This window comes from Pseudomonas sp. N-1-13 (assembly GCF_057787095.1).
Map to the genome: position 1 here is coordinate 2,039,818 of NZ_JBYNRI010000001.1, position 25,278 is coordinate 2,065,095.

Consider the following 25,278-nt stretch of genomic DNA (forward strand, 5'->3'; position numbering starts at 1 on the left):
GCAGCGCCGAGCTGTTGTGACAAACACTGTTGTGGCGAGGGGATTTTGTGGCGAGGGGATTTATCCCCGCTGGCTGCGGAGCAGCCCCCTTCTAAATGCCACCACCGATTGATTCACCTGCACATTTATCGCCAAAGGAAGTCCGATGAACGCCGATCTGATTCTATTCAATGGCCAGTTCCATACCGTCGACCGTGAGAAACCCCGCGCCAGTGCGGTCGCCATCAGCCAGGGGCGCTTCGTCGCGGTAGGGACCGACGCCGAGGCCATGGCCCTGCGTGGCAGCGGCACCCAGGTTATCGATCTCAAGGGCCGCACCGTCATTCCCGGGCTCAATGACTCGCACTTGCACCTGATCCGTGGTGGCCTGAACTACAACCTGGAACTGCGCTGGGAAGGGGTGCCGTCCCTGGCCGATGCCTTGCGCATGCTCAAGGACCAGGCAGATCGCACACCGACCCCGCAATGGGTGCGGGTGGTGGGCGGCTGGAACGAATTCCAGTTTGCCGAAAAACGCATGCCGACTCTGGAAGAACTCAACCAGGCAGCCCCGGACACCCCGGTATTCGTCTTGCACCTGTATGACCGTGCCTTGCTCAACCGCGCGGCGCTACGAGTGGCTGGCTACACCCGCGATACGCCAAACCCGCCGGGCGGCGAGATCGTGCGCGACAGCAAGGGCGAACCCACCGGCATGCTGGTGGCGCGGCCCAACGCAATGATCCTTTACTCGACTTTGGCCAAGGGGCCGAAGCTGCCTTTGGAGTATCAGGTCAACTCCACGCGCCAGTTCATGCGTGAACTCAATCGCCTGGGCCTGACCAGCGCCATCGATGCCGGCGGCGGCTTCCAGAATTACCCGGATGATTACGCGGTGATCGAGCAACTGGCGCGCGAGCAGCAGTTGACGGTGCGCATCGCTTACAACCTGTTCACCCAGAAACCCAAGGAAGAACTCACCGACTTCAAGAACTGGACCGGCAGCGTCAAGTTGCACCAGGGCGATGACTTCCTGCGGCACAACGGCGCCGGTGAGATGTTGGTGTTTTCGGCAGCGGATTTTGAAGACTTCCTCGAACCGCGTCCGGACCTGCCACCGGGTATGGAGCAAGATCTGGAGCCGGTGGTTCGGCACCTGGTGGAGCAACGCTGGCCGTTCCGCCTGCATGCCACCTATGACGAATCCATCAGCCGCATGCTCGATGTGTTCGAGAAGGTCAACCGCGACATTCCGTTCAACGGCCTGCCGTGGTTCTTCGACCACGCCGAGACCATCACACCGAAGAACATCGAACGCGTGCGAGCGCTGGGCGGCGGTATCGCGATCCAGGACCGCATGGCCTTCCAGGGTGAATATTTCGTCGACCGCTACGGTGCCAAGGCCGCCGAGGCCACGCCACCGATCAAGCGCATGCTGGCCGAAGGCGTGCCGGTGGGGGCTGGTACCGACGCTACTCGGGTGTCGAGCTACAACCCCTGGACCTCGCTGTACTGGATGGTCAGCGGCCGCACCGTCGGTGGCCTCTCGTTGCACGAAGAAGGCCTGCCGCGCCTGACGGCGCTGGAACTGTTCACCCATGGCAGCGCCTGGTTCTCCTCGGAGCAGGGCAAGAAAGGCCAGATCAAGGTCGGCCAACTGGCGGACCTGGCGGCACTGAGCGCGGATTTCTTCAGCGTCGAGGAAGAGGCCATCAAGTGGATCGAGTCGGTGCTGACAGTGGTCGACGGCAAGGTGGTGTACGGCGCCGGCGACTTCGAAAAACTCGGCCCCGCCAGCGTGCCGGTACTCCCGGACTGGTCGCCGGTGGTCAAGGTGCCCGGCCACTGGCGTCCGACTTCACCGTTGCAGGCGCAAGTCCACCAGTGCAGCGGCCCGTGCACGGTGCACGCCCATAGCCATGAACGGGCGCGGCTGTCGAACGTTCCAGTCAGCGATTTTCAGGGCTTCTGGGGCGCGTTTGGCTGCTCCTGCTTTGCCTTCTGACTAACGCACCGATTCTCCCCTGTGGGAGCGAGCTTGCTCGCGATGGCGGCGGAACATTCAACATCGCCTCCGCCTGACATTCCGCTATCGCGAGCAAGCTCGCTCCCACAGGGTTTTGTCACAAACCATCCCAAAGGAGTCATCCCATGAGCAACGTTCCTGCTTACGCTTACAATCGCCTGAACAAGGACGACGCAGTCGTTCTGCTGGTCGATCACCAGACGGGTCTGATTTCCCTGGTCCAGGACTTCTCGCCCAACGAGTTCAAGAACAACGTGCTGGCCCTGGCTGACCTGGCGAAATTCTTCGGGCTGCCAACCATCCTGACCACCAGCTTCGAAGACGGCCCTAACGGCCCGATCGTGCCAGAGCTCAAGGAAATGTTCCCGGACGCGCCGTACATCCCGCGCCCAGGCCAGATCAACGCCTGGGACAATGAAGACTTCGTCAAGGCGATCAAGGCCACCGGTCGCAAGCAACTGATCATCGCTGGCGTGGTAACCGACGTCTGCGTGGCATTCCCGACGCTGTCGGCGCTGGCCGAAGGTTTCGAAGTGTTCGTCGTCACCGACGCTTCGGGCACGTTCAACGAAACCGTGCAACAGGCGGCCTGGGTGCGCATGACGGCTGCCGGCGCGCAGATGATGAACTGGTTCTCGGTGGCCTGTGAGCTGCACCGCGACTGGCGCAACGACATCGAAGGCCTGGGCAATCTGCTGTCCCAGCGTATTCCCAACTACCGCAACCTGATGAACAGCTATTCGGCGCTGACCGCCAAGTAAGCTGAGTGGTTGCTGCTGGATGACGCCCGCCTTGTGCGGGCGTTTTTGTGCATGGCATCCACTTTTAGGCAAGCTGATCGGCCGTCATCGCGAGCAGGCTCGCTCCCACATTTATTCAGGGTGACCACAAGATCCTTGTGGGAGCAAAGCTTGCTCGCGATGACGGCTACACCTTCACCCTCTATGCAACCTGTCTCACCCTATCCACAATACCCACCAGAACATCCCGACTGTCCACCCTGGAATGACAATGAATCCCTTCGAAGAAATGCGCATTTTTGCCCAGGTCATGGAGTCGGGCAGTTTCACCGCGGCGGCGGAAAAGCTCGGGCTGTCCAAGCAGTTCGTCAGCCGCAAGCTCATGGAACTGGAGCAACGACTGGGCGTGCGTTTGCTCAATCGCTCGACACGACGGCTGGATGTGACACCGCTGGGCCAGCGCTATTACGAAGCAGCGCTGCGCCTGCTCAATGAAGTCGAACAGGTGGAGCAGGGCATCAGCGGCCAGACCAGCGAGCCTCGCGGCACCATTCGTCTTAGCGCACCACTTTCGTTCGCGGTCGCGCACCTGGGCAGCCTGTTACCGCTGTTCTTGCAGCGCCACCAAGAGGTGAGTGTCGAAGTGGATTTGAGTGATCGCTCGGTTGACCTGCTGGGGGAAGGCTACGACATCGCGCTGCGCATTGGCGTGCTGGAGGATTCGACGTTGATCGCCCGGCGTATCGCGACCATCGAGCGAGTGTACTGCGCCAGCCCCGCCTACCTGGCGCAACGCGGCACGCCCGAACGGCCCGAAGACCTACGCAATCACGATTGCCTGCCCTATGGGCATAGCCGTCAGGTGCAATGGCGGTTCGGTGGACGCAGCAAACCGCTGACCCTGGAGGTCGCCGGACGCATGCGTGCCAATAACGGCGATTTACTCAGGGACGCGGCTATCGCGGGCATGGGCATCACGTATCTGCCGACGTTCATTGTCGGAGAGGCATTGAAGGACGGTCGATTGATCAAGGTGCTCGAAGGCTTCGAGACAGAGGCCTTGGCGCTGTCGGCGGTCTATCCGCAACATCGGCAAAGTTCACGCCCGGTGCAGGCGCTGGTGGAGTTCTTGCGAGAACAGATGCAGTGAGCTGCCCGGCTGCGTTCAGCCGTGGCAAACGGCTGAACGCATCGGCAGCGCCTGATCAGGCGGCCAGGCTGGAGCTGCTCATTTCTTTTTTGTACTGCGCCTTCATGGCTTCCATCTGCTCGCCCAACGACTCCAGCGTCGCTTTGCCCAGCAGTTTTTTGGCTTGAGGGAACATCTCGGTTTCCTCTTCTTCGATATGGTGCTCAAGCAACTCTTTGACCACTTTCACCCGGCCGGCAAATTCTGGGGTGGACGGGTCGGTGTTCTTCAGGTCCGGCAGCACCAGCGAGTCGACGGTGCGGTGCTCTTCCTTGGCCTCGTAGTACATCTCGGCCTGCTCCTTGCCGCCGGCCTGCTTGTAGGCCGGATAGAGAATTTCTTCTTCCAGTCGGGTATGAATGGAGATTTCCATTTCCAGCTTCGCCAATAGGTCGGTGCGTTTCTTGATGCCTCGGCTGGTTGATTCGCTCAGCTGGGCAAGGATGGCCTTGACGCGTTCATGGTCGGCTTTCAACAGGTCGATGGCGTTCATATGTAGCTCCTGGCAATTCACGGATGCGGGCCGGCTTCAAGCGCCAACGCCGCGTTACAGGGAAATTGCATCAGTCGTGCCAGCCAAGGATTTATATAAACTCGTTTTAAAACAACAGGTTATATGAGTCTGTTTTTTGCGGGTCGTGCAGCCTGCATGAGGGCATGGAAAAATGCATTGCACTTTGCGCTGCCCCCACCGCTAGACGATCAGTTGCCGCACCCGCCCGGCGAGCGCCAGGCAGGAGGTCAGGCCTGGCGATTCGATCCCGAACAGATTGATCAGCCCCGGGACCTGATGCTCGGCGGGGCTGCTGATGAGGAAGTCCCGGGCCGGCTCATCGGGGCCGGAAATTTTCGGACGGATGCCGCTGTAGCCCGGTTGCAGGCTATGGTCCGGCAAGCCTGGCCAATAATTGCGAATCGCCGGGTAGAAGGCCTCGGCGCGGGCCGGGTCCACGCGGTAGTCCTCGCGCTCGAGCCACTCGGTGTCCGGGCCGAATCGGGCCTGGCCCGCCAGGTCCAGGGTCATGTGAATGCCCAAGCCGGCAGCTTCCGGAGCGGGGTAGATCAGATGCCGGAAAGGCGCGCGTCCAGTCAGGCTGAAGTAGTTGCCCTTGCACAGATAATCGCGGGGCACCGAGTGCGGCGTCAGGCCTTCGATACGGCGGGCGAGGGCGGGCGCCTGGAGGCCGGCGGCGTTGATCAGTCGGCGGCAGGACACGCTCATCTGCGCCGTACCACCCAGCTCCAGCATGAAACCTCCGGTGATGGTCCGTGCCCTCAGCAAGGGCGTGTGAAATACGATGTCGGCACCAGCCGCTTCGGCATCCCCCTGCAAGGCCAGCATCAGTGCGTGCGCGTCGACGATACCGGTGGAAGGCGAATACAGCGCGGCCACGCACGCCAGAGCGGGCTCCAGCTCCAGCGCCTGCTGCTGATCGAGCAGACGCAGGTCGTCGACACCGTTCTTCAATCCTCGCTCAAGCAAGGCCTTGAGACCCTCCACCTGAAACTGATCCTTGGCAACGATCAATTTGCCAAGCCTGTGGGTCGCGACCCCATGACTCGCGCAATACGCGTACAACTGTTGGCGACCTTCGACGCACAGTTGCGCCTTGAGGCTCCCCGGAGGGTAATAAATGCCGGCATGGATGACTTCGGAATTGCGCGAGCTGGTGCCCATGCCGATGGCTTCGCCGGCTTCGATCAACAGCACTTCGTGACCGGCCTGGGCCAGTTCCCGAGCCACGGCGAGCCCGACCACGCCCGCGCCCACCACCACGCAATCGATGTCCATGCCCAAAGCCTTTCCCTCTTGGAGTCGTATGTTCAAGCGCCTCAGGATAGCCCGAGGTAGGCGACTTCTACAGCCCAAAAAAAATGCCCGTATCAAGCGATACGGGCATTTTTTGATGCTACAGCGTTCGGGTGATCAACCCGTCAGGCCGGCCTGCTGAACCAGGGTCAGCAACGGCTGCGGGTACACACCGAGGAAGAACGCCAGTACGGCGATAGCCAGCAGCATCACGCCGCCTGCCTTCTGTTCCCAGTGCAACTCGGCATCGTGGCGACGCAGGTTCGGTTCCATCAGGTACAGGGTGACCATCACGCGCAGGTAGTAGAACACGCCGATGGCACTGCCCAGCACCAGGGAGCCGACCAGCCACCATTGGTGAGCCTCGACGCCGGTGGCAATGATGTAGAACTTGCCGATGAAGCCTGCGGTCAGCGGGATGCCGGCCAGGGACAGCATCATCACGGTCAGCACGGCGGTCAGGTACGGACGGCGCCAGAACAGGCCGCGGTATTCGTACAGGGCGTCGGCGTCACGGCCGTTGTACGGCGAGGACATCAGGGTGATCACGCCGAACGCGCCAAGGCTGGTGATCACGTAGGTGACCAGGTACACGCCGATGGCTTCCACCGCCAGGCCCTTGCTGGCGATCAGCGCGATCAGCAGGTAACCGAAGTGGGCGATGGACGAGTAACCCAGCAGACGCTTGAGGTTGCTCTGGGTCAGCGCCAGCAGGTTACCGAACAGAATCGACGCGATGGCAATGATGGTCAGCACGTCACTCAGCACACCGCTGCTGGCCACTGGCGAGATCTGGAACAACCGCACCATCACCGCGAACACTGCGACTTTCGACGCGGTGGCCAGGAACGCCGCCACCGGCGCCGGGGCGCCTTCGTAGACGTCCGGGGTCCAGAGGTGGAAAGGCACCAGCGACAGCTTGAACGCCAGGCCGATCAGCATCATGCCCAGGCCCAGTTGCGCGATCGGGCTAGGCAGGCCGGTGGCCGCCAGGGCCTGACCGATGCCGACGAAGCTCAGGGTGCCGGCTTCGGCGTAGAGCAGGGCCATGCCGAACAACAGGAACGCGGAACCGGCGGCCGACAGCACCATGTACTTGATGCCGGCTTCCAGGGAGCGCTTGTTGAAGAAGGCATAGGCCACCAGACCGTAGACCGGCACCGACAGCAGCTCCAGACCGATGAACAGGCTGGCCAGGTGCTGCGCGCTGACCAGGACCAGGCCACCGGCGGCGGCCATCAGGATCAGCAGGTACAGTTCTTCACGGTTGCCCGGGTAACCCGTACCGCCATCGCCGAGGTAGGCGTGGGCGAGGGTGACGCAGGCGAGGGTGGCGACCAGGATCAGCGCCATGTACAGGCACGCGAAGCTGTCGATCTGCAACAGCGGGGTGACCGCCAGCGGCGCGACTTTCAGGGCCGGCAAAATCGACAGCAGGGCCAGGTTCAGCCCCGCCACCGACAGCAGGAAGGTCTGTGAGTGATTGCGCCGCCAGGCGATCGCCAGCATCACCACGATGATCGTGGCGCTGGTGATCAACAGCGGCGCAAGCGCGATAAAGTGTTGAATCGTGAATTCCATAGCGCTCTTACCGGGCCGAAGCGAGTTGAGAGAAGGCGGTGCCGAGCCACTGCTGCACGCCATGCATCGTGGCGGCAGAGGTGTCGAGGAACGGTTGCGGGTAGACGCCGAGGTAAACCAGCAGCACCGCAAGGCCGAGCACCATGATCAGTTCGCGACCGTCCATGCCGCGCAGCACTTCATCCGACTTGGTCGGGCCGAAGTAGGCGCGGTGGATCATGATCAGCGAGTAGACCGAACCGAACACCAGGCCAGAGGTGGCGATGGCGGTGATCCACGGAGCGCTGACGAACGAGCCGATCAGGATCAGGAACTCGCCGACGAAGTTACCGGTGCCCGGCAGGCCCAGGGACGCCGCGGCGAAGAACAGACTGATGGCCGGCAGGTAAGCGATGCGCGACCAGATACCGCCCATTTCACGCATGTCCCGAGTGTGCAGACGCTCGTACAACTGGCCGCTGAGGATAAACAGTGCCGCAGCCGACAGACCGTGGGCCAGCATCTGGATCACCGCGCCTTGCAGGGCCAACTGGCTGCCGGAGTAGATCCCGATCAGCACAAAGCCCATGTGCGAAACACTGGAGAAGGCGATCAGGCGCTTGATGTCGGTCTGGGCGAACGCCAGGAACGCACCGTAGAAAATCCCGATCAGACCCAGGGTCATGGCAATCGGCGCGAACTCGGCCGAGGCATTGGGAAACAGCGGCAGGGCGAAACGCAGCAGGCCGTAGGCGGCGGTTTTGAGCAGGATACCGGCCAGGTCCACGGAACCTGCGGTCGGCGCCTGGGCGTGGGCGTCCGGCAGCCAGGAGTGGAACGGCACCACCGGCAGCTTCACCGCGAAGGCAATGAAGAAGCCCAGCATCAGCACGTACTCGGTGGTGCGCGACATCTGCACTTTCAACAGGTCGGCGTAGTTGAAGGTAATCACGCCGGTGTTGTTGAAGTTGACCAGCACCAGGCCAAGGATCGCCACCAGCATGATCAGGCCGGAAGCCTGGGTGAAGATGAAGAACTTGGTCGCCGCGTAGATCCGGGTTTTCTTGCCGTCCGAAGAACTGTGACCCCAGAGCGCGATGAGGAAGTACATCGGCACCAGCATCATTTCCCAGAAGAAGAAGAACATGAACAGGTCCAGCGCCAGGAACACGCCGACAACACCGCCCAAGATCCACATCAGGTTCAGGTGGAAGAAACCGACGTGACGCTGGATCTCTTTCCAGGAGCACAGGACCGAGAGGATACCCAGCAGGCCGGTCAGCAGGATCATCAGCAGCGACAGGCCGTCGAGAGCCAGATGCACGCTGATACCGAAGCGTTCGATCCAGATGTGCTTGAACTCAAGCGCCCAGGTCGGATCGGCGCCAGGGGCCGGAGCAAATGAATAGTCGCCGGTCGCCCAGAGCCAGAGGCCGAGTGCGAGTTCCAGGGACATGGTCAGCAGCGCAATCCAGCGCGGGAGGGTGGAGCTTGAACGCTCCGCCATCCAGCACAGCAGGCCGCCGATGAAGGGGATCAGGATTAGCCAGGGCAGAATCATGACGGGCTCGTTTCCTTTCGCAAGTTCGCAAGGTTCATATCAGACCGCTACCAGCACGATGGCGCCGATAACCAGCACGGCGCCAGCCGCCATGGAAGCCGCATACCAACGCAGTTGACCGGTCTCGGTACGGCTCAGGGCAGTGTGGCCGCCCTTGGCCATGCGCGGGATCAGGCCAATGGTCTGGTCGAGCGGGTCTTTGCGCAGAATGTGGCTGATCGCAAGGTATGGCTTGACGAACAGTTTGTCGTAGATCCAGTCGAAGCCCCAGGCAGCGAACCACCAGGCCGAAAGGAATCGCCCGATGCCGCTGTTGGCGATCGCCGTGACGAAGCGACGCTTGCCCAGGAACAGCAGGGCGGCCAGCAGGATACCGGCCAGGGCAATGGCGCCCGAAGCGATTTCCAGGCTGTGCTTGGCGTCGCCGCCGGCATGGCCGACGCTTTGCGGCAGTACATCGGCCAGCGGTGGCGTGATCATTGCGCCGACGAAGGTCGACAGCACGATCAGCACCGACAGTGGCAGCCAGTGGGCAATGCCGTGGCCAGCGTGGGCTTCGGTCTTGGCTTCACCGTGGAACGCGATGAAGATCAGGCGGAAGGTGTACAGCGAGGTCATGAACGCACCCACCAGGCCGGCATAGAGCAGACCCTGGTTACCGCTGGCGAACGCTTCCCAGAGGATCTCGTCCTTGGAGTAGAAACCGGCGGTGACCAGTGGCAGGGCCGCCAGGGCCGCGCCGCCGACGATGAAGCTGGCGTAGGCCAGTGGCAGTTTCTTCCACAGGCCGCCCATCTTGAAGATGTTCTGCTCGTGGTGGCAGGCAACGATCACCGCACCGGAAGCAAGGAACAGCAGCGCCTTGAAGAAGGCGTGGGTCATCAGGTGGAAGATCGCGCCTTCCCAGGCGCCGACGCCCAGGGCCAGGAACATGTAGCCGATCTGGCTCATGGTCGAGTAGGCGAGGATACGCTTGATGTCGGTCTGGACCAGGGCTGCGAAACCGGCCAGCACCAATGTCACGCCGCCGACGATGCCGACCAGGTGCAGGATGTCTGGCGCCAGGGCGAACAGGCCGTGGGTACGGGCGATCAGGTAGACACCGGCGGTCACCATGGTTGCGGCGTGGATCAGTGCCGAAACCGGGGTAGGGCCAGCCATCGCATCCGCCAGCCAGGTCTGCAACGGCAGTTGCGCGGATTTACCGACAGCGCCGCCCAGCAGCATCAGGGTCGCCAGGACGATCCAGAAGTCGCCGGCCTGGAAGTGCTGCGGAGCACGTACCAGCAGCTCCTGGATGTTCAGGGTGCCCAGTTGCTGGAACAGGATGAACAGGCCGATGGCCATGAACACGTCGCCGATCCGGGTCACGATGAACGCCTTGAGCGCCGCGTTACCGTTGTTGCGGTTGCTGTAGTAGAAACCGATCAGCAGGTACGAGCACAGGCCCACGCCTTCCCAGCCGAAGTACAGGAACAGCAGGTTATCGCCGAGCACCAGGAACAGCATGCTGGCGATGAACAGGTTGGTGTAGGCGAAGAAGCGCGAGTAACCGGCTTCGCCGCGCATGTACCAGGAGGCGAACAGGTGGATCAGGAAACCCACGCCGACCACCACGCCCAGCATGGTCACCGACAGGCCATCCAGGTACAGGGCGAAGTTCGGCGTGAAGCCTTCCACCGCCATCCACTGCCACAGCACCTGCACGTACGCGCCACCTTCAGGCGGGGCGACGTTGAACTGCCAGATCACGTAGGCCGTGACGATGGCAGACAGGCCGATGGACCCCACGCCAACCAGCGCCGAAAGGTTTTCCGACCAGCGTCCACGAGAGAACGACAGCAGCAGGAAACCGATGAGGGGAAATACGAAAGTCAGAAAGAGTAGGTTCATCCGCGCATCTCGCTGGCAGCGTCGATATCGAGAGTGTGGAAGCGGCGATACAGCTGCAACAGAATCGCCAGGCCGATACTGGCCTCAGCGGCTGCCAGGCTGATCACCAGGATGAACATGACTTGTCCATCCGGCTGCGCCCAGCGAGCGCCCGCGACGATGAAGGCCAGGGCGGAGGCATTCATCATGACCTCTAGGCTCATCAGCACGAACAGAATGTTGCGGCGGACCATCAGGCCGACCAGACCGAGGCAGAACAGGATGCCGGCAACCGCCAGACCATGCTCGAGAGGGATAGCAGGCATGTGATTACTCCTTCGCCTCGTTACGGCCCAAATGGAACGCCGTGACGGCTGCGGCAAGCAGCAGCATCGAGGCGAGTTCGACCACCAGCAGGTACGGACCGAACAGGCTGATGCCCACGGCCTTGGCGTCTACGGTGGTGTGGCCGATGGCCTGGCCGCTCTGGTGAGCGAACAGTACATACAGCAGTTCACCCAGCAGCAGCGCGGCGAGAATCACCGGCCCCGCCCAGATGCCCGGCTTGAGCCAGGAACGTTCTTGCTGCACCGAGGCCGGGCCCAGGTTCAGCATCATCACCACGAACACGAACAGCACCATGATGGCGCCGGCGTAGGCGATCACTTCCAGCGCACCGGCAAACGGCGCACCGAGGCTGAAGAAGGTCATGGCCACGGCGATCAGCGAGATGATCAGGTAGAGCAGGGCGTGCACAGGGTTGGTGTTGGTGACCACTCGAAGCGTGGAGACCACCGCGATACCCGATGCGAAATAGAAAGCGAATTCCATCTTTCTTCCTTAAGGCAGCAAGCTCTTCACGTTGATCGGTTCGGCTTCATTTTGCGCGGCGCCTTTTGGCTTACCGGCAATGGCCATACCTGCAACACGATAGAAGTTGTAATCAGGGTTTTTACCGGGACCGGAAATCAGCAGATCTTCTTTCTCGTACACCAGGTCCTGACGTTTGAACTCGGCCATTTCGAAATCCGGCGTGAGCTGGATCGCGGTGGTCGGGCACGCTTCCTCGCAGAGGCCGCAGAAAATGCAGCGCGAGAAGTTGATACGGAAGAAGTCCGGGTACCAGCGACCGTCTTCGGTTTCGGCTTTCTGCAACGAGATGCAGCCCACCGGGCACGCCACGGCGCACAGGTTGCAGGCCACGCAGCGTTCTTCGCCGTCGGGGTCGCGGGTCAGGACGATGCGGCCGCGATAACGCGGCGGCAGGTAGACCGCTTCTTCAGGGTATTGCAGGGTGTCGCGCTTGCGAAAGCCATGGCCGAAGATCATGACCAGGCTTCGCAGTTGGGTACCGGTACCCTTAACGATGTCGCCAATATATTTGAACATGGGTCAAATCCTCACTGAACCGCGGCCGCAGGCGTGTTCATCAACACGATCGCAGCGGTCACCAGCAAATTGATCAGGGTCAGCGGCAGGCAGAATTTCCAGCTGAAGTCCATCACCTGGTCGTAGCGCGGGCGCGGGATCGAGGCGCGCAGCAGGACGAACAGCATGATGAAGAACGCGGTCTTCAGGGCGAACCAGACGAAGGACAGTTGCGGCAGGATGCCGAACGGACCGTGCCAGCCACCGAAGAACAACGTCACCAGCAGCGCCGAGATCAGGATGATGCCGATGTATTCACCGACGAAAAACATGCCCCATTTCATGCCGGCATATTCGATGTGATAACCGTCGGCCAGTTCCTGTTCCGCTTCCGGTTGGTCGAAGGGGTGACGGTGAGTCACGGCCACGCCGGCCACGAAGAAGGTACAGAAACCGAAGAACTGCGGAATGATGAACCACAGGTTCTGGGCCTGGTACTCGACGATGTCGCGCATGTTGAACGAGCCGGCCTGGACCACCACGCCCATGAGCGCCAGGCCCATGAACACTTCGTAGGACACGGTCTGGGCCGAGGCCCGCAGGCTGCCCAGCAGGGCGAACTTGTTGTTGCTCGACCAGCCGGCGAACAGCACCGCATACACCGACAGACCCGCCATGGCGAAGAAGAACAGCAGGCCGATGTTCAGGTCCGCCACGCCCCAGGTCGGGGTGATCGGGATGATCGCGAAGGCGATCAGCAAGGCGCTCATGGCCACGACCGGTGCCAGGGTGAAGATCACCTTGTCGGCAAACGGCGGCGTCCAGTCTTCCTTGAAGAACATCTTGATCATGTCGGCGGCGATCTGGAACATGCCGAACGGGCCGACGCGGTTCGGACCGTAACGGTCCTGCCACCAGCCCAGCAGGCGACGTTCGACGAAACTCAGCAGCGCACCGCAGACCACCACGGCCAGCAGAATCACGATGGCCTTGAGAACCGTCAGGATCACGTCGATCACTTCAGGGGTAAACCAGCTCATTGCGCTGCCTCCTGCAGACCGTCGACGGTTTTGCCGAATATCGCCGGTGGAATACCCGCCAGGCCAGCCGGCAGGGCCACCAGGCCGGCGCCCAGTTCTTCATTGATGCGCAGTGGCAGACGCAAGGTCTGGCCCGCGACGTTCAGGCTCAGCAGGGCACCGTCGTTGACGCCCAGGCGATCGGCTTCGGACTTGGCCAGCGACACGTAGGCGGCCGGGATGCGTTCCTGGACCGGAGCGGCTTTGGAAGAGTTCTCTTCACTGCCGAACAGGTGATGGAACGGTACGACCTGCCAGGTGCCCGGTGCCGGGTTGAAGGCGCGCGGCACGCTGGCGAACCAGCTCAGGCCATCGCCCTGGCTTTCGATCAGGCGAGTGCCCGGATCACCGGCACGCAGGTGACCGCCGACTTCGTCCTGGAACTTGTTCCAGGCTTGCGGCGAGTTCCAGCCCGGCGACCAGGCGAACGGCACTTGCGAGCGCGGTTCGGCGGAGCCCGAGTAACCTTCCATGGAGAACGAGAACGCAGTGTCGTTGTCCTGGGAGGTCCGTGGTTCGTGGACGCTGATGTCGGCGCGCATCGCGGTGCGACCGGAGTAGCGCAGCGGTTCGCGGGCCAGCTTCAGGCCCTTGATGCGGAACGCGGCCGACGGCGCGGCATCGACGATGCGAGCCAGTTGCGGGCTGCTCGAAGCGACGGCGGCGGTGACATGGTCCAGTTGCGTCCAGTCGATCGGCTGGTTCAGCAAGGTGGCGCGCAGGGCATGCAGCCAGCGCCAGCCTTCATGGACCAGGATGCTGGCGTCCAGGTAAGTCGGGTCGAACACCTGGAAGAAGCGCTGGGCGCGACCTTCCTGGCTGACCAGCGTACCGTCGCCTTCGGCGAAGCTCGCCGCCGGCAGCACCAGGTGGGCGCGGTCGGTGGTGGCGGTTTTCTGGTGGTCGGCAACGATCAGCACTTTCGTGGCATTCAGGGCAGCGTCCACCCGGGCCTTGTCGGTGCGGGTGTACAGGTCGTTTTCCAGCACCACGATGGCGTCGGCGCTGCCGTCGATCACCGCTTGCAGGGCTGCGTCCAGCGACTCGCCACCGAGCATGGCCAGGCCGAGGCTGTTGGCTTCCGGCACGATCAGGCTGATGGAACCGTTCTTCTCGCGCAGCTTCAACGCCTTGGCGATGTTGGCGGCGGCTTCGATCAGTGCCTTGGAACCCAACGAGGTGCCGGCGATGATCAGTGGGCGTTTGGCCGCGAGCAGGGCGTCGGCGATACGCTGGGCCAGGGCGGCCGCTTCGCTGTCCAGACCTTCGACGGCCGGGGCACTGGCGTCCAGGGCGTGGGCCACGGCAAAACCGATGCGCGCCAGGTCATCCGGTGCTGCGTGGACGCATTCTTCGGCGACGTCGTCGAGCTTGGTTTCAGCCAGGCTGGCAATGAACAGCGGGTTCAGCGCGTGCTGGCCGATGTTCTTAACGGCGGCATCGAGCCATGGCTGCACGCGCATGGCGTCAGCCATGTCTTCAGCCTTGCCCTTGACCGACTGGCGCAGGGCCAGGGCCATGCGCGCGGCGGTCTGGGTCAGGTCTTCACCCAGGACGAACACCGCATCGTGGTCTTCGATGTCACGCATCGTCGGCACGGGCAGCGGGCTGTCCTTGAGCACTTGCAGCACCAGGCGGATGCGCTCCAGCTCACCGGCTTCGATGCCACTGTAGAAGTGCCCGGCGCCGACCAGTTCACGCAGGGCGTAGTTGCTTTCCAGGCTGGCCCGTGGCGAACCGATACCGACGATGTTGCGCCCGCGCAGCAGTTCGGCGGCCTTGTCCAGCGCTTCGTCCAGGCTCAGCTTGGCGCCGTTGGCGAGCAATGGCTGGCGCGGACGATCCTTGCGGTTGACGTAGCCATAGCCGAAACGGCCACGGTCGCACAGGAAGTACTGGTTCACCGAACCGTTGAAGCGGTTCTCGATGCGACGCAGTTCGCCGTAGCGTTCGCCCGGGGAGATGTTGCAACCGCTGGAGCAGCCATGGCAGATGCTCGGCGAGAACTGCATGTCCCACTTGCGGTTGTAGCGCTCGGAGTGAGTCTTGTCGGTGAACACACCGGTCGGGCAGACCTCGGTGAGGTTGCCGGAGAACTCGCTTTCCAGGGTGCCGTCTTCAACGCGACCGAAGTACACGTTGTCGTGGGCGCCGAACACGCCCAGGTCGGTGCCGCCGGCGTAGTCCTTGTAGAAACGCACGCAGCGGTAGCAGGCGATGCAGCGGTTCATCTCGTGGGAGATGAACGGGCCCAGTTGCTGGTTCTGGTGGGTGCGCTTGGTGAAGCGATAACGGCGCTCGTTGTGGCCGGTCATCACCGTCATGTCTTGCAGGTGGCAGTGGCCGCCTTCCTCACAGACCGGGCAGTCGTGAGGGTGGTTGGTCATCAGCCATTCGACGACGCTGGCGCGAAACACTTTCGCTTCTTCGTCGTCGATGGAGATCCAGCTGCCGTCGGTGGCGGGGGTCATGCAGGACATGACGATCCGACCACGCTTGTCGTTTTCGTCGGTGTACTGCTTGACCGCGCATTGGCGACAGGCGCCTACGCTGCCAAGGGCGGGGTGCCAGCAGAAATAAGGGATGTCGAGGCCCAGGGACAGACATGCCTGTAACAGGTTGTCTGCGCCATCGACTTCGAGCTCTTTGCCGTCTACGTGGATAGTGGCCATGGTTCAAAGTTCTTCGTTGGCCCGGTGTCAGCGGGCGTGGCTAATGGAATCTTGTTATTCGTCCGAATCCAAACAGCCTTTCAAAGGCGTCATCGGACGAAAGGCGAAGGGCACGGACCCTTCGCCTTTTAAAGCGTCGTTACGCGCCGACCATGGTCGGCGTGACCACCTGATTGAGATCGCCTGCGCGCGTTGGCGCGATGCCGGCCTCGAATTCAGAGCGGAAGTATTTGATCGCGCTGCCCAACGGCTCCACGGCACCCGGTGCATGAGCACAGAAGGTCTTGCCCGGGCCGAGGAAACCCACCAGACCCAGCAGGGTCTCGATGTCGCCGGCCTGGCCTTCGCCGTTTTCAATGGCGCGCAGCAGCTTGACGCTCCACGGCAGGCCATCGCGGCAAGGGGTGCAGAAACCGCACGATTCACGGGAGAAGAATTCTTCCATGTTGCGCAGCAGGGAAACCATGTTGACGCTGTCGTCCACCGCCATGGCCAGGCCGGTACCCATACGGGTGCCCACTTTGGCGATGCCGCCGGCGTACATCTGTGCGTCCAGGTGTTCCGGCAACAGGAAACCGGTGCCAGCGCCGCCGGGCTGCCAGCACTTGAGCTTGTAACCGTCGCGCATGCCGCCGGCGTAGTCTTCGAACAGCTCGCGGCCGGTTACGCCGAATGGCAGTTCCCACAGGCCAGGGTTCTTGACCTTGCCGGAGAAGCCCATGAGCTTGGTGCCCATGTCTTCGCTGCCGTCGCGGGCCAGGGATTTGTACCAGTCGACGCCGTCGGCAATGATCGCCGGCACGTTGCACAGGGTCTCGACGTTGTTCACGCAGGTCGGCTTGCCCCACACGCCGACGGCGGCAGGGAAGGGCGGCTTGGAGCGCGGGTTGGCGCGGCGGCCTTCCAGGGAGTTGATCAGTGCGGTTTCTTCACCGCAGATGTAGCGCCCGGCACCGGTGTGGACGAACAGCTCGAAATCAAAGCCCGAACCCAGGATGTTCTTGCCCAAGAGGCCAGCGGCCTTGGCTTCTTCCACGGCACGGTTCAGGTGCTTGGCGGCGGTGGTGTATTCGCCGCGCAGGAAGATGTAGCCACGGTAGGTTTTCAACGCACGGGCACTGATCAGCATGCCTTCGATCAGCAGATGGGGCAGTTGCTCCATCAGCATGCGGTCTTTCCAGGTGTTGGGCTCCATTTCATCCGCGTTGCACAGCAGGTAGCGGATGTTGATGGACTCGTCCTTGGGCATCAGGCCCCACTTCACGCCAGTGGGGAAGCCGGCACCGCCGCGACCCTTGAGGCCGGAGTCTTTGACGGTCTGGACGATGTCGTCCTGGGCCATGTCGGTGAATGCCTTGCGCGCGGCGGCGTAGCCATTCTTGGCCTGGTATTCGTCCAGCCACACCGCTTCGCCGTCGTCACGCAGACGCCAGGTCAGGGGATGGGTTTCGGCCGAACGCTGGATGCGGTTGGCGGGCCCGAAGGAAGTCAGGGTCATACGTAGCCCTCCAGCAGTTTGGCGACGCCGTCAGGCTGGACGTCACCGAAGGTGTCGTCGTCGATCATCAGCGCCGGGGCCTTGTCGCAGTTGCCCAGGCAGCACACCGGCAGCAGGGTGAAGCGCCCGTCTGCGGTGGTCTGGCCCAGGCCGATGCCCAGCTTGTTCTGGATCTCGCCGACCACGGACTCGTGGCCGCCGATGTAGCAGACCATGCTGTCGCAGACGCGAATGATGTGGCGACCCACTGGCTGGCGGAAGATCTGGCTATAGAAGGTGGCAACACCTTCGACGTCGCTGGCCGGGATGCCGAGGATCTCGCCGATGGCGTAGAGCGCGCCGTCAGGCACCCAGCCACGCTCCTTCTGAACGATCTTCAGGGCTTCGATCGACGCCGCGCGCGGGTCTTCGTAGTGATGCAGCTCGTGCTCGATGGCCGAGCGCTCGGTTTCGCTCAGGGCGAAACGGTCTGTCTGGATAAGCGTGCTATTCATGCTTAGCGGTCCACGTCGGCCATAACGAAATCGATACTACCCAGGTACGCAATCATATCCGCGACCATGCTGCCTTTGATCACCGAAGGGATCTGCTGCAGGTGTGGGAAGCTTGGGGTGCGAATCCGGGTGCGGTAGCTCATGGTGCCGCCGTCGCTCGTCAGGTAATAACTGTTGATGCCCTTGGTCGCTTCGATCATCTGGAAGGACTCGTTGGCCGGCATGACCGGGCCCCACGAAACCTGCAGGAAGTGCGTGATCAGGGTCTCGATGTGTTGCAGCGTGCGCTCTTTGGGCGGCGGCGTGGTCAGCGGGTGATCCGCCTTGTACGGGCCTTCCGGCATGTTGCGCATGCACTGGTCGATGATCTTGATGCTCTGGCGCATCTCCTCGACGCGAACCATGCAGCGGTCATAGGCATCACCATTGACTGCCAGCGGGACTTCGAATTCGAAGTTTTCGTAGCCGGAGTAAGGGCGCGCCTTGCGCAGGTCGAAATCGCAACCGGTGGAACGCAGGCCCGCACCGGTGACACCCCATTCCAGGGCCTCTTTGGTGTTGTAGGCGGCGACCCCGATGGTACGGCCCTTGAGGATGCTGTTCTGCAAGGCGGCCTTGGTGTATTCGTCCAGGCGCTTGGGCATCCATTCGACGAAATCCTTGACCAGCTTTTCCCAGCCCCGCGGCAGGTCGTGGGCAACCCCACCGATGCGGTACCAGGCCGGGTGCAGGCGGAAACCGGTGATGGCTTCGATCACCGTGTAGGCCTTCTGGCGGTCGGTGAAGGTGAAGAACACCGGGGTCATGGCGCCAACGTCCTGGATGTAGGTACCCAGGAACAGCAGGTGGCTGGTGATCCGGAAGAACTCGGCCATCATGATGCGGATGACGTCGACCTTTTCCGGCACCTTGATCCCGGCCAGTTTCTCGACCGAAAGCACGTACGGCAGGTTGTTCATCACGCCGCCGAGGTAATCGATGCGGTCGGTGTAGGGAATGTAGCTGTGCCAGGACTGGCGCTCGCCCATTTTCTCGGCGCCACGGTGGTGGTAACCGATGTCCGGGACGCAGTCGACGATCTCTTCGCCGTCCAGCTGCAGGATGATGCGGAATGCACCGTGGGCCGAAGGGTGGTTCGGGCCCAGGTTGAGGAACATGTAGTCCTCGTTCGCCCCGGAGCGTTTCATGCCCCAGTCTTCCGGCTTGAAGCGCGCGGCTTCTTCCTCGAGCTGTTGCTTGGCCAGGGACAGGCTGAACGGATCGAACTCGGTGGCGCGGGCCGGGAAGTCCTTGCGCAGCGGGTGACCTTCCCAGGTCGGCGGCATCATGATACGCGTCAGGTGCGGGTGGCCGGGGAAATCGATCCCGAACATGTCCCACACTTCACGTTCGTACCAGTTGGCGTTCGGCCAGATACCGGTCACGGTCGGCACGCTGAGGTCGCTCTCGGACAAGGCGACCTTGATCATCACGTCACTATTACGCTCGATCGACATCAGGTGATAGAACACGGTGAAATCGACGCCGTCGGGCAGCCCTTGACGCTTGGTGCGCAGACGCTCGTCCACGCCATGCAAGTCATAGAGCATGACGTACGGCTTGGGCAGGTTGCGCAGGAAAGTCAGGACTTCGACGAGTTTGGCGCGGGCAACCCAAAGCACCGGCATGCCGGTGCGGGTCGGCTGGGCGGTGAACGCCTCGGGGCCAAAACGGTTGTTCAGTTCGACGACCACATCCTGGTCGTCTGCCTTGTAAGGCGGGATGTACAGAGCACTGCCTGTAGTCATGGTTATTTATCGCTTTCGGTCAACGTAAAGAATGAAGCCAGGTTCTCGTTTCTTATGCAGAGCAGAGCTGGATCAGACTTCGTCGGGGCTGCGCAGGTTGGTGACTGCGATACGCTGTTCGCGACGCTGTTCCTTTTGCGATGGCATCTCGGCGCGATAGACGCCTTGATCACCAACGACCCAGGACAGTGGGCGACGCTCCTGGCCAATCGACTCCTGCAACAGCATCAAGCCTTGCAGGAAAGCTTCAGGGCGAGGCGGGCAGCCAGGCACGTAGACGTCCACGGGCAGGAACTTGTCCACCCCTTGAACGACGGAATAGATGTCGTACATGCCACCGGAGTTGGCGCACGAACCCATGGAGATAACCCACTTCGGTTCGAGCATTTGCTCGTAGAGACGCTGGATGATCGGCGCCATCTTGATGAAGCAGGTCCCGGCAATAACCATGAAATCCGCCTGGCGCGGCGATGCCCGGATCACCTCGGCGCCAAAGCGCGCGATGTCGTGGGGCGCCGTGAAGGCGGTGGTCATTTCCACGTAGCAGCACGAAAGGCCGAAGTTGTACGGCCACAGGGAGTTCTTGCGACCCCAGTTGACCGTGTTGTTCAGCACGTCTTCGAGCTTGCCCATGAAGATGTTTTTGTGGACTTGATCTTCTAACGGATCGGAAACGGTTTCCCGCTCGCCAATCGGATACTGCTCGTTAGGAGCATCGGGGTCGATCCTGGTGAGATTGTATTGCATTGCCAAAGCCTCATTGTTTCAGCTTCGCTTGCCGCTTACGACGACCTTCCGGAGCCCAATCAAGAGCCCCCACCCGCCAAAGGTAGACAAGACCTGCCAACAGAATTGCTATGAAAACGAGAGCTTCGACGAATCCGGTCCAGCCGCTTTCGCGGACGGACACAGACCATGCAAAGAGAAAGAGGGCTTCGATATCGAAGATCACGAAGAGCATCGCGACCAGATAGAATTTGGCTGAGAGCCGCAAGCGGGCGCCACCGGTAGGCAGCATGCCGGACTCGAACGGTTCATTTTTGCTGCGGCCCCAGGCTTTTGACCCGAGCAGGCTCGACACGCCGAGCATGAAGGCACACAGGCCGACAACGCCCAGAAGGAAAATGGCAAAGCCCCAGTTGTGGGCCATGAGTCCTGTCGCTTCGGGCATGCTGGAAATCCTTAACAGAGAGCAAAGGTCTCTGAGCTTGAAAAGAAATAACGCAGTGACGATATGTCGCAGCAATCAATCGCGGTGATTTTATGGCTAAACACCGGGCAAGTAAAATTCCTATAGCGAAATTATTTATTGGAATAAGGACATAGCGTACCTCCAGGACCCTGCGGCCCCGGCCCCGTGGGCGTTGGCCGGCTGTTGATCAATAATATTTCGTGCGGAATGCAACAATGATAATGACTTTCAAATGATAATTATTATTATCTGTGGCGGCCTTTCTGCTACGCACTTAGTGTTGTGTCCGAGGGGCAGCCTTACATTGCCGCTACTGCAATTGTCAGCGTCGGACGTTTTACTCCTTTTCGGACTGCCCAATACTGCGTTCGATCAATTTTTCTAACCGTGCGCCGCAGTTTTTTTGGGGGGGCGGGCTCGGTGAAGGTTGGATCTGCATGGGGACTGCTCCTGTGGGAGCCAAGCTTGCTCGCGATGCCGGCAACGCTGTCCCGAGGCAGACTGCGCAATCGTTCATTACGGGCAAGCTTGGCACCCACAGATGCAGGCTAGCTCCTACAGAGTAGATTGCTTGAAAAAAAACGGCTCAAAAAAGCCGTGGGCGTCCGATCAATGTCGCTCAGCTAGCCCCGCGCAGATCCTATGGCTAGGGTATTTCGTGTTTAAGCGACCACCGTCGTGCGAGCAAAAAACGGCACGAGGTTGGGTTTAAGGTCTTGAAGAGGTGATATCAAATGGCTATCTTTATGCTTCATTCATCTAATCATCTATATCAATGCTGGTTAGATTTTCGGCCCCTTCTTAGATAGCCGCGTCAGTTTTCATCGTTCGTGGCTGATACCAAAGGAAAGTCATGAACTCTTGGATCGCGAATATGAGCGTTATGCTCAAGCTGGCTTTGGGCTTTGCTGTTGTGCTGCTTCTGACCGCTATTCTCGCCGCGACCGGCTGGTTCAGCCTGGGGAAAATGATCGAGCGCACGGATCGAATGACCAGCATTACCGAACTGGGTAACCGCCTTGATCACCTGCGCAGAGCTCGCTTGCAGTACCAGTTGGACCGGGGTGATGAACAAAAGGGTGCATTGATCCAGGCGTCGCTGGAGCAGTTTGTCGCCCAGCAGAAAAGCCTCGCAAAAGAACTGAGAAAACCGGAAAACCTGAAGAAACTTGCTCTGATCGAGCAGGCCAGCACGCAGTATCAAGTGGCACTCAATACGATGCGCGAGGCTTATCGCAATGACGCAGCCATGCGCAAGGAAATGGGCGTCAATGCGGTCAAGGGCGCCGCGCTGATTGCCAGGGTCATCGCTGACGTGGAAGCACTGCCCGCCTCGGATGAGCGCCGCTTTGACCTTTACAAGCTCATTCTCAAGGCCAAAGAGGACGTGGCGCTGGTGCGTTATGAAGTGCGTGGCTATACCGGCAACCCCAACAGCGCCACCGAACAAGCCGCCACCCGCCAGCTCGAAAATGCGTTCAAGAGCATCGAAGCGCTCAACAGCGCTTTCGGCCCAACCTATGCCGACACCATCAAGCAGTTGGAAACCGCGCTGATTGCTTACCGTCGTTCGGTACAGGACTTCACGGCCAGTAATCAGGCCATAGGCATGGCTGTGCAGGACACCACCGATTTGGGTGAAACCATCACCCGTCTGTCTGACGAAATGTATGCCAGCCAACTGGCGTCCCGTGACGAAGACAGCGCCCAGGCTCGCATTCTGCAGCTGAGCTGTACGGCCTTGGCGATGTTGTTGGGGATTTTCGCCGCCCTGATCATCACCCGCCAGATTACACGGCCGTTGCAAGACACATTGGCTGTGGTCGATCGCATTGCGGCAGGCGACCTCACGCAACACATGATCGTGACTCGTCGTGATGAGCTGGGTGTCTTGCAGCAGGGTATTCAGCGTATGGGCAGCACCTTGCGCGACCTGATCGGTGGCATCCGCGATGGTGTCACCCAAATCGCCAGTGCCGCCGAAGAGCTATCGGCTGTTACTGAGCAGACCAGTGCCGGGGTCAATAGTCAGAAGATCGAGACCGATCAGGTGGCGACCGCCATGCACGAAATGTCGGTTACCGTGCATGAAGTCGCGCGTAATGCCGAACAGGCTCGCGCAGCCGCTTCAGAGGCCGATGCACAAGCCCGTATTGGCGACCAGGTGGTCGCGCAAGCCATCGTTCAGATCGAGCGCTTGGCCAGCGAGGTCGGGCGCTCAGTCGACGCCATGAACGAGCTGGAGCAAGAAAGCGGTCGCATCGGCAAGATCATGGACGTGATCAGGGCGGTGGCTGAGCAGACCAACTTGCTGGCCCTTAACGCCGCCATTGAGGCCGCTCGCGCGGGTGACGCCGGGCGCGGTTTTGCCGTGGTCGCCGACGAAGTACGTGGGCTGGCCCAGCGTACCCAGCATTCCACCGAAGAGATCGAGAGCCTGGTGGCGGGCTTGCAGAGCGGCACGCGTCAGGTATCGAGCATTATGCAGAGCAGCCGCGAACTGACCGACAGCAGCGTGGAATTGGCATGCAAGGCCGGCACATCCCTGGGCAACATCACCCAGGCGGTTTCTGGCATTCAGGCCATGAACCAACAGATTGCTGCCGCCGCGGTGCAACAAAGCTCGGTGGCCGAGGAAATCAGTCGCAGTGTCCTGAACGTGCGCGATGTATCCGAACAGACCGCCTCAGCCAGCGAAGAAACCGCAGCCTCCAGCATCGAATTGGCGCGCCTGGGTAACCAGTTGCAGCAGTTGGTCAGTCACTTCAAGGTGTGAAAGGGGGGGGCTGGCGGCCATGCTCCAACTGGTAATTCCAGCAATGGTCGTTCCGATCCCCACTCATACCAAAAAACCGCATGGCCTTGACGATCAACGGTTGGTGAAAGCTGGAAAACCGGCGAAAAAAAGCCCCGAACCAGTCGGGGCTGCAGAACGTCGGCTTTGCGGTTAGCTTTTATTCGGTCCGCAAGGGCCGTTGACTCAAGGCATGCCGAGGATCAGTGGAACTGCTCTTCTTCGGTGGAACCGGTCAGCGCGGTTACCGAGGAGGTGCCGCCCTGGATCACGGTGGTCATGTCGTCGAAGTAGCCAGTGCCCACTTCCTGCTGGTGAGCCACGAAGGTGTAGCCCTTGGCGGCGTCAGCGAACTCCTGCTCTTGCAGCTTCACGTAGGCGGTCATGTCGTTGCGGGCGTAGTCGTGCGCCAGGTTGAACATGCTGTGCCACATGTTGTGAATGCCGGCCAGGGTGATGAACTGGTGCTTGTAGCCCATGGCGGACAGTTCGCGCTGGAACTTGGCGATGGTCGCGTCGTCCAGGTTTTTCTTCCAGTTGAAGGAAGGCGAGCAGTTGTACGACAGCAGTTGGTCCGGGTATTCCTTCTTGATCGCTTCGGCGAAGCGACGCGCCTCGTCCAAGTCCGGCTTGGCGGTTTCGCACCAGATCAGGTCGGCGTACGGCGCGTAGGCCAGGCCACGGGCGATCGCCTGGTCGAGACCGGCGCGAACCTTGTAGAAGCCTTCCTGGGTGCGGGTGCCGGTCACGAACGGCTGGTCGTACGGGTCGCAGTCGGAAGTCAGCAGGTCAGCGGCGTTGGCGTCGGTACGGGCCAGGATGATGGTCGGTACGCCGGCAACGTCGGCGGCCAGGCGGGCAGCGGTGAGCTTCTGCACGGCTTCCTGGGTCGGTACCAATACTTTGCCGCCCATGTGGCCGCATTTCTTCACCGAAGCCAGTTGGTCTTCGAAGTGAACGCCGGCGGCGCCTGCTTCGATCATGCTCTTCATCAGCTCGTAGGCGTTCAGTACACCGCCGAAACCGGCTTCAGCGTCGGCCACGATTGGCGCGAAGTAGTCGATGTAGCCTTCGTCGCCTGGGTTCTTGCCGGCTTTCCACTGGATCTGGTCGGCACGACGGAACGAGTTGTTGATGCGCTTGACCACGGTTGGAACCGAATCCACCGGGTACAGCGACTGGTCCGGGTACATCGACTCGGCGGAGTTGTTGTCCGCAGCCACTTGCCAGCCCGACAGGTAGATCGCCTGGATACCGGCCTTGACTTGCTGTACAGCCTGGCCGCCGGTCAGGGCGCCCATGCAGTTGACGAAATCTTTCTCGGGACGGAAGGCTGGCTTGGCGCCCTGGGTGACCAGGTTCCACAGTTTCTCGGCGCCCATTTTCGCAAAAGTGTGCTCAGGTTGAACCGAGCCACGCAGACGGACGACGTCAGCAGCGGAGTAATTGCGCTTCACGCCTTTCCAGCGCGGGTTTTCAGCCCAATCTTTTTCAAGGGCTGCAATTTGCTGTTCGCGTGTCAGTGCCATGGAGATAAACCTCGTCGCATAGGTCTGGGGTGGAAAATTCCTGCTCCTGCCGACCAGGGGTTGGACGGTCAAGTCGGTTCAGGCGGGGAGGCGACGGGATGAACGATGGGCTCGAGGGGAAAGTGAGC

The 25,278-nt window shown here is 61.2% G+C and carries 20 protein-coding genes and 1 pseudogene; 5 read left to right on the forward strand and 16 right to left on the reverse strand.

From position 1 onward, the window contains the following. The first annotated feature begins 145 nt into the window (after window positions 1–145). From AC3I65_RS09320 to AC3I65_RS09330, 3 genes are all read left to right on the forward strand, one after another. The gene (locus tag AC3I65_RS09320) at window positions 146–1,984 is read left to right on the forward strand and encodes an amidohydrolase (RefSeq protein WP_047229368.1); all 1,839 of its coding nucleotides are present in this window, start codon (window positions 146–148) and stop codon (window positions 1,982–1,984) included. A 146-nt stretch (window positions 1,985–2,130) separates the two neighbouring features. Further along, a complete protein-coding gene (gene ycaC / locus AC3I65_RS09325) occupies window positions 2,131–2,766 on the forward strand; it encodes an isochorismate family cysteine hydrolase YcaC (RefSeq protein WP_076385491.1) in 636 nt (211 codons plus the stop codon). A gap of 250 nt (window positions 2,767–3,016) precedes the next feature. After that, entirely contained in the window at window positions 3,017–3,895 is an 879-nt protein-coding gene (locus tag AC3I65_RS09330; protein WP_488523658.1) for a LysR family transcriptional regulator, read from the forward strand. A 55-nt stretch (window positions 3,896–3,950) separates the two neighbouring features. Here the strand turns inward: AC3I65_RS09330 and AC3I65_RS09335 are convergent, their stop codons facing one another. From AC3I65_RS09335 to AC3I65_RS09405, 15 genes are all read right to left on the reverse strand, one after another. Further along, window positions 3,951–4,427 (reverse strand): PA2171 family ribosome-binding persister protein, encoded by a 477-nt coding sequence (locus AC3I65_RS09335; RefSeq protein WP_047227744.1) that lies wholly within the window; start codon window positions 4,425–4,427, stop codon window positions 3,951–3,953. A 201-nt stretch (window positions 4,428–4,628) separates the two neighbouring features. Next, on the reverse strand, window positions 4,629–5,732 hold the full coding sequence (locus AC3I65_RS09340) for an FAD-dependent oxidoreductase (RefSeq protein WP_419417716.1): 1,104 nt from the start codon (window positions 5,730–5,732) through the stop codon (window positions 4,629–4,631). A gap of 129 nt (window positions 5,733–5,861) precedes the next feature. After that, window positions 5,862–7,325 (reverse strand): NADH-quinone oxidoreductase subunit NuoN, encoded by a 1,464-nt coding sequence (gene nuoN / locus AC3I65_RS09345; protein ID WP_047227742.1) that lies wholly within the window; start codon window positions 7,323–7,325, stop codon window positions 5,862–5,864. A gap of 7 nt (window positions 7,326–7,332) precedes the next feature. Continuing rightward, window positions 7,333–8,865, reverse strand: coding sequence for an NADH-quinone oxidoreductase subunit M (nuoM, locus tag AC3I65_RS09350; protein WP_047227741.1), 1,533 nt, complete (start codon window positions 8,863–8,865; stop codon window positions 7,333–7,335). 39 nt (window positions 8,866–8,904) lie between these two features. Next, on the reverse strand, window positions 8,905–10,758 hold the full coding sequence (gene nuoL / locus AC3I65_RS09355) for an NADH-quinone oxidoreductase subunit L (RefSeq protein WP_107322295.1): 1,854 nt from the start codon (window positions 10,756–10,758) through the stop codon (window positions 8,905–8,907). Further along, a complete protein-coding gene (gene nuoK, locus AC3I65_RS09360; protein ID WP_044463936.1) occupies window positions 10,755–11,063 on the reverse strand; it encodes an NADH-quinone oxidoreductase subunit NuoK in 309 nt (102 codons plus the stop codon). Before nuoK ends, nuoL begins: the two co-directional genes overlap by 4 nt. A 4-nt stretch (window positions 11,064–11,067) precedes the next feature. After that, complete coding sequence (gene nuoJ / locus AC3I65_RS09365; RefSeq protein ID WP_047227739.1) at window positions 11,068–11,568, reverse strand: NADH-quinone oxidoreductase subunit J; 501 nt, start codon at window positions 11,566–11,568, stop codon at window positions 11,068–11,070. Window positions 11,569–11,577: 9 nt separating this feature from the next. Beyond that, window positions 11,578–12,126, reverse strand: coding sequence for an NADH-quinone oxidoreductase subunit NuoI (gene nuoI / locus AC3I65_RS09370; RefSeq protein WP_047227738.1), 549 nt, complete (start codon window positions 12,124–12,126; stop codon window positions 11,578–11,580). An 11-nt stretch (window positions 12,127–12,137) separates the two neighbouring features. Next, window positions 12,138–13,145: an NADH-quinone oxidoreductase subunit NuoH gene (gene nuoH / locus AC3I65_RS09375; protein WP_047227737.1), complete on the reverse strand. Its 1,008-nt coding sequence runs from the start codon at window positions 13,143–13,145 to the stop codon at window positions 12,138–12,140. After that, window positions 13,142–15,856: an NADH-quinone oxidoreductase subunit NuoG gene (gene nuoG / locus AC3I65_RS09380; protein WP_488523659.1), complete on the reverse strand. Its 2,715-nt coding sequence runs from the start codon at window positions 15,854–15,856 to the stop codon at window positions 13,142–13,144. Before nuoG ends, nuoH begins: the two co-directional genes overlap by 4 nt. Before the next feature lie 139 nt (window positions 15,857–15,995). Then, complete coding sequence (gene nuoF, locus AC3I65_RS09385) at window positions 15,996–17,354, reverse strand: NADH-quinone oxidoreductase subunit NuoF (RefSeq protein ID WP_076385483.1); 1,359 nt, start codon at window positions 17,352–17,354, stop codon at window positions 15,996–15,998. Continuing rightward, window positions 17,351–17,848, reverse strand: a complete 498-nt coding sequence (gene nuoE / locus AC3I65_RS09390; RefSeq protein ID WP_003203372.1) for an NADH-quinone oxidoreductase subunit NuoE — start codon at window positions 17,846–17,848, stop codon at window positions 17,351–17,353. Before nuoE ends, nuoF begins: the two co-directional genes overlap by 4 nt. A 2-nt stretch (window positions 17,849–17,850) precedes the next feature. Next, window positions 17,851–19,635: an NADH-quinone oxidoreductase subunit C/D gene (gene nuoC, locus AC3I65_RS09395; RefSeq protein WP_047227734.1), complete on the reverse strand. Its 1,785-nt coding sequence runs from the start codon at window positions 19,633–19,635 to the stop codon at window positions 17,851–17,853. A gap of 72 nt (window positions 19,636–19,707) precedes the next feature. Beyond that, window positions 19,708–20,382, reverse strand: a complete 675-nt coding sequence (locus tag AC3I65_RS09400) for a NuoB/complex I 20 kDa subunit family protein (protein ID WP_047227733.1) — start codon at window positions 20,380–20,382, stop codon at window positions 19,708–19,710. 10 nt (window positions 20,383–20,392) lie between these two features. Beyond that, entirely contained in the window at window positions 20,393–20,806 is a 414-nt protein-coding gene (locus AC3I65_RS09405) for an NADH-quinone oxidoreductase subunit A (RefSeq protein WP_011062185.1), read from the reverse strand. A gap of 1,009 nt (window positions 20,807–21,815) precedes the next feature. On the opposite strand from AC3I65_RS09405, the pseudogene AC3I65_RS09410 reads away from it, so the two are divergent. Together AC3I65_RS09410 and AC3I65_RS09415 are read left to right on the forward strand one after the other, a co-directional pair. Beyond that, a pseudogene (locus tag AC3I65_RS09410) lies at window positions 21,816–22,700 on the forward strand (methyl-accepting chemotaxis protein); the annotation flags it as partial. 198 nt (window positions 22,701–22,898) lie between these two features. Further along, the gene (locus tag AC3I65_RS09415) at window positions 22,899–23,603 is read left to right on the forward strand and encodes a methyl-accepting chemotaxis protein (RefSeq protein ID WP_370695190.1); all 705 of its coding nucleotides are present in this window, start codon (window positions 22,899–22,901) and stop codon (window positions 23,601–23,603) included. 221 nt (window positions 23,604–23,824) lie between these two features. On the opposite strand, the gene aceA is transcribed toward AC3I65_RS09415, so the two are convergent. Then, the gene (gene aceA / locus AC3I65_RS09420; RefSeq protein ID WP_014337679.1) at window positions 23,825–25,150 is read right to left on the reverse strand and encodes an isocitrate lyase; all 1,326 of its coding nucleotides are present in this window, start codon (window positions 25,148–25,150) and stop codon (window positions 23,825–23,827) included. Window positions 25,151–25,278 lie beyond the last annotated feature (128 nt).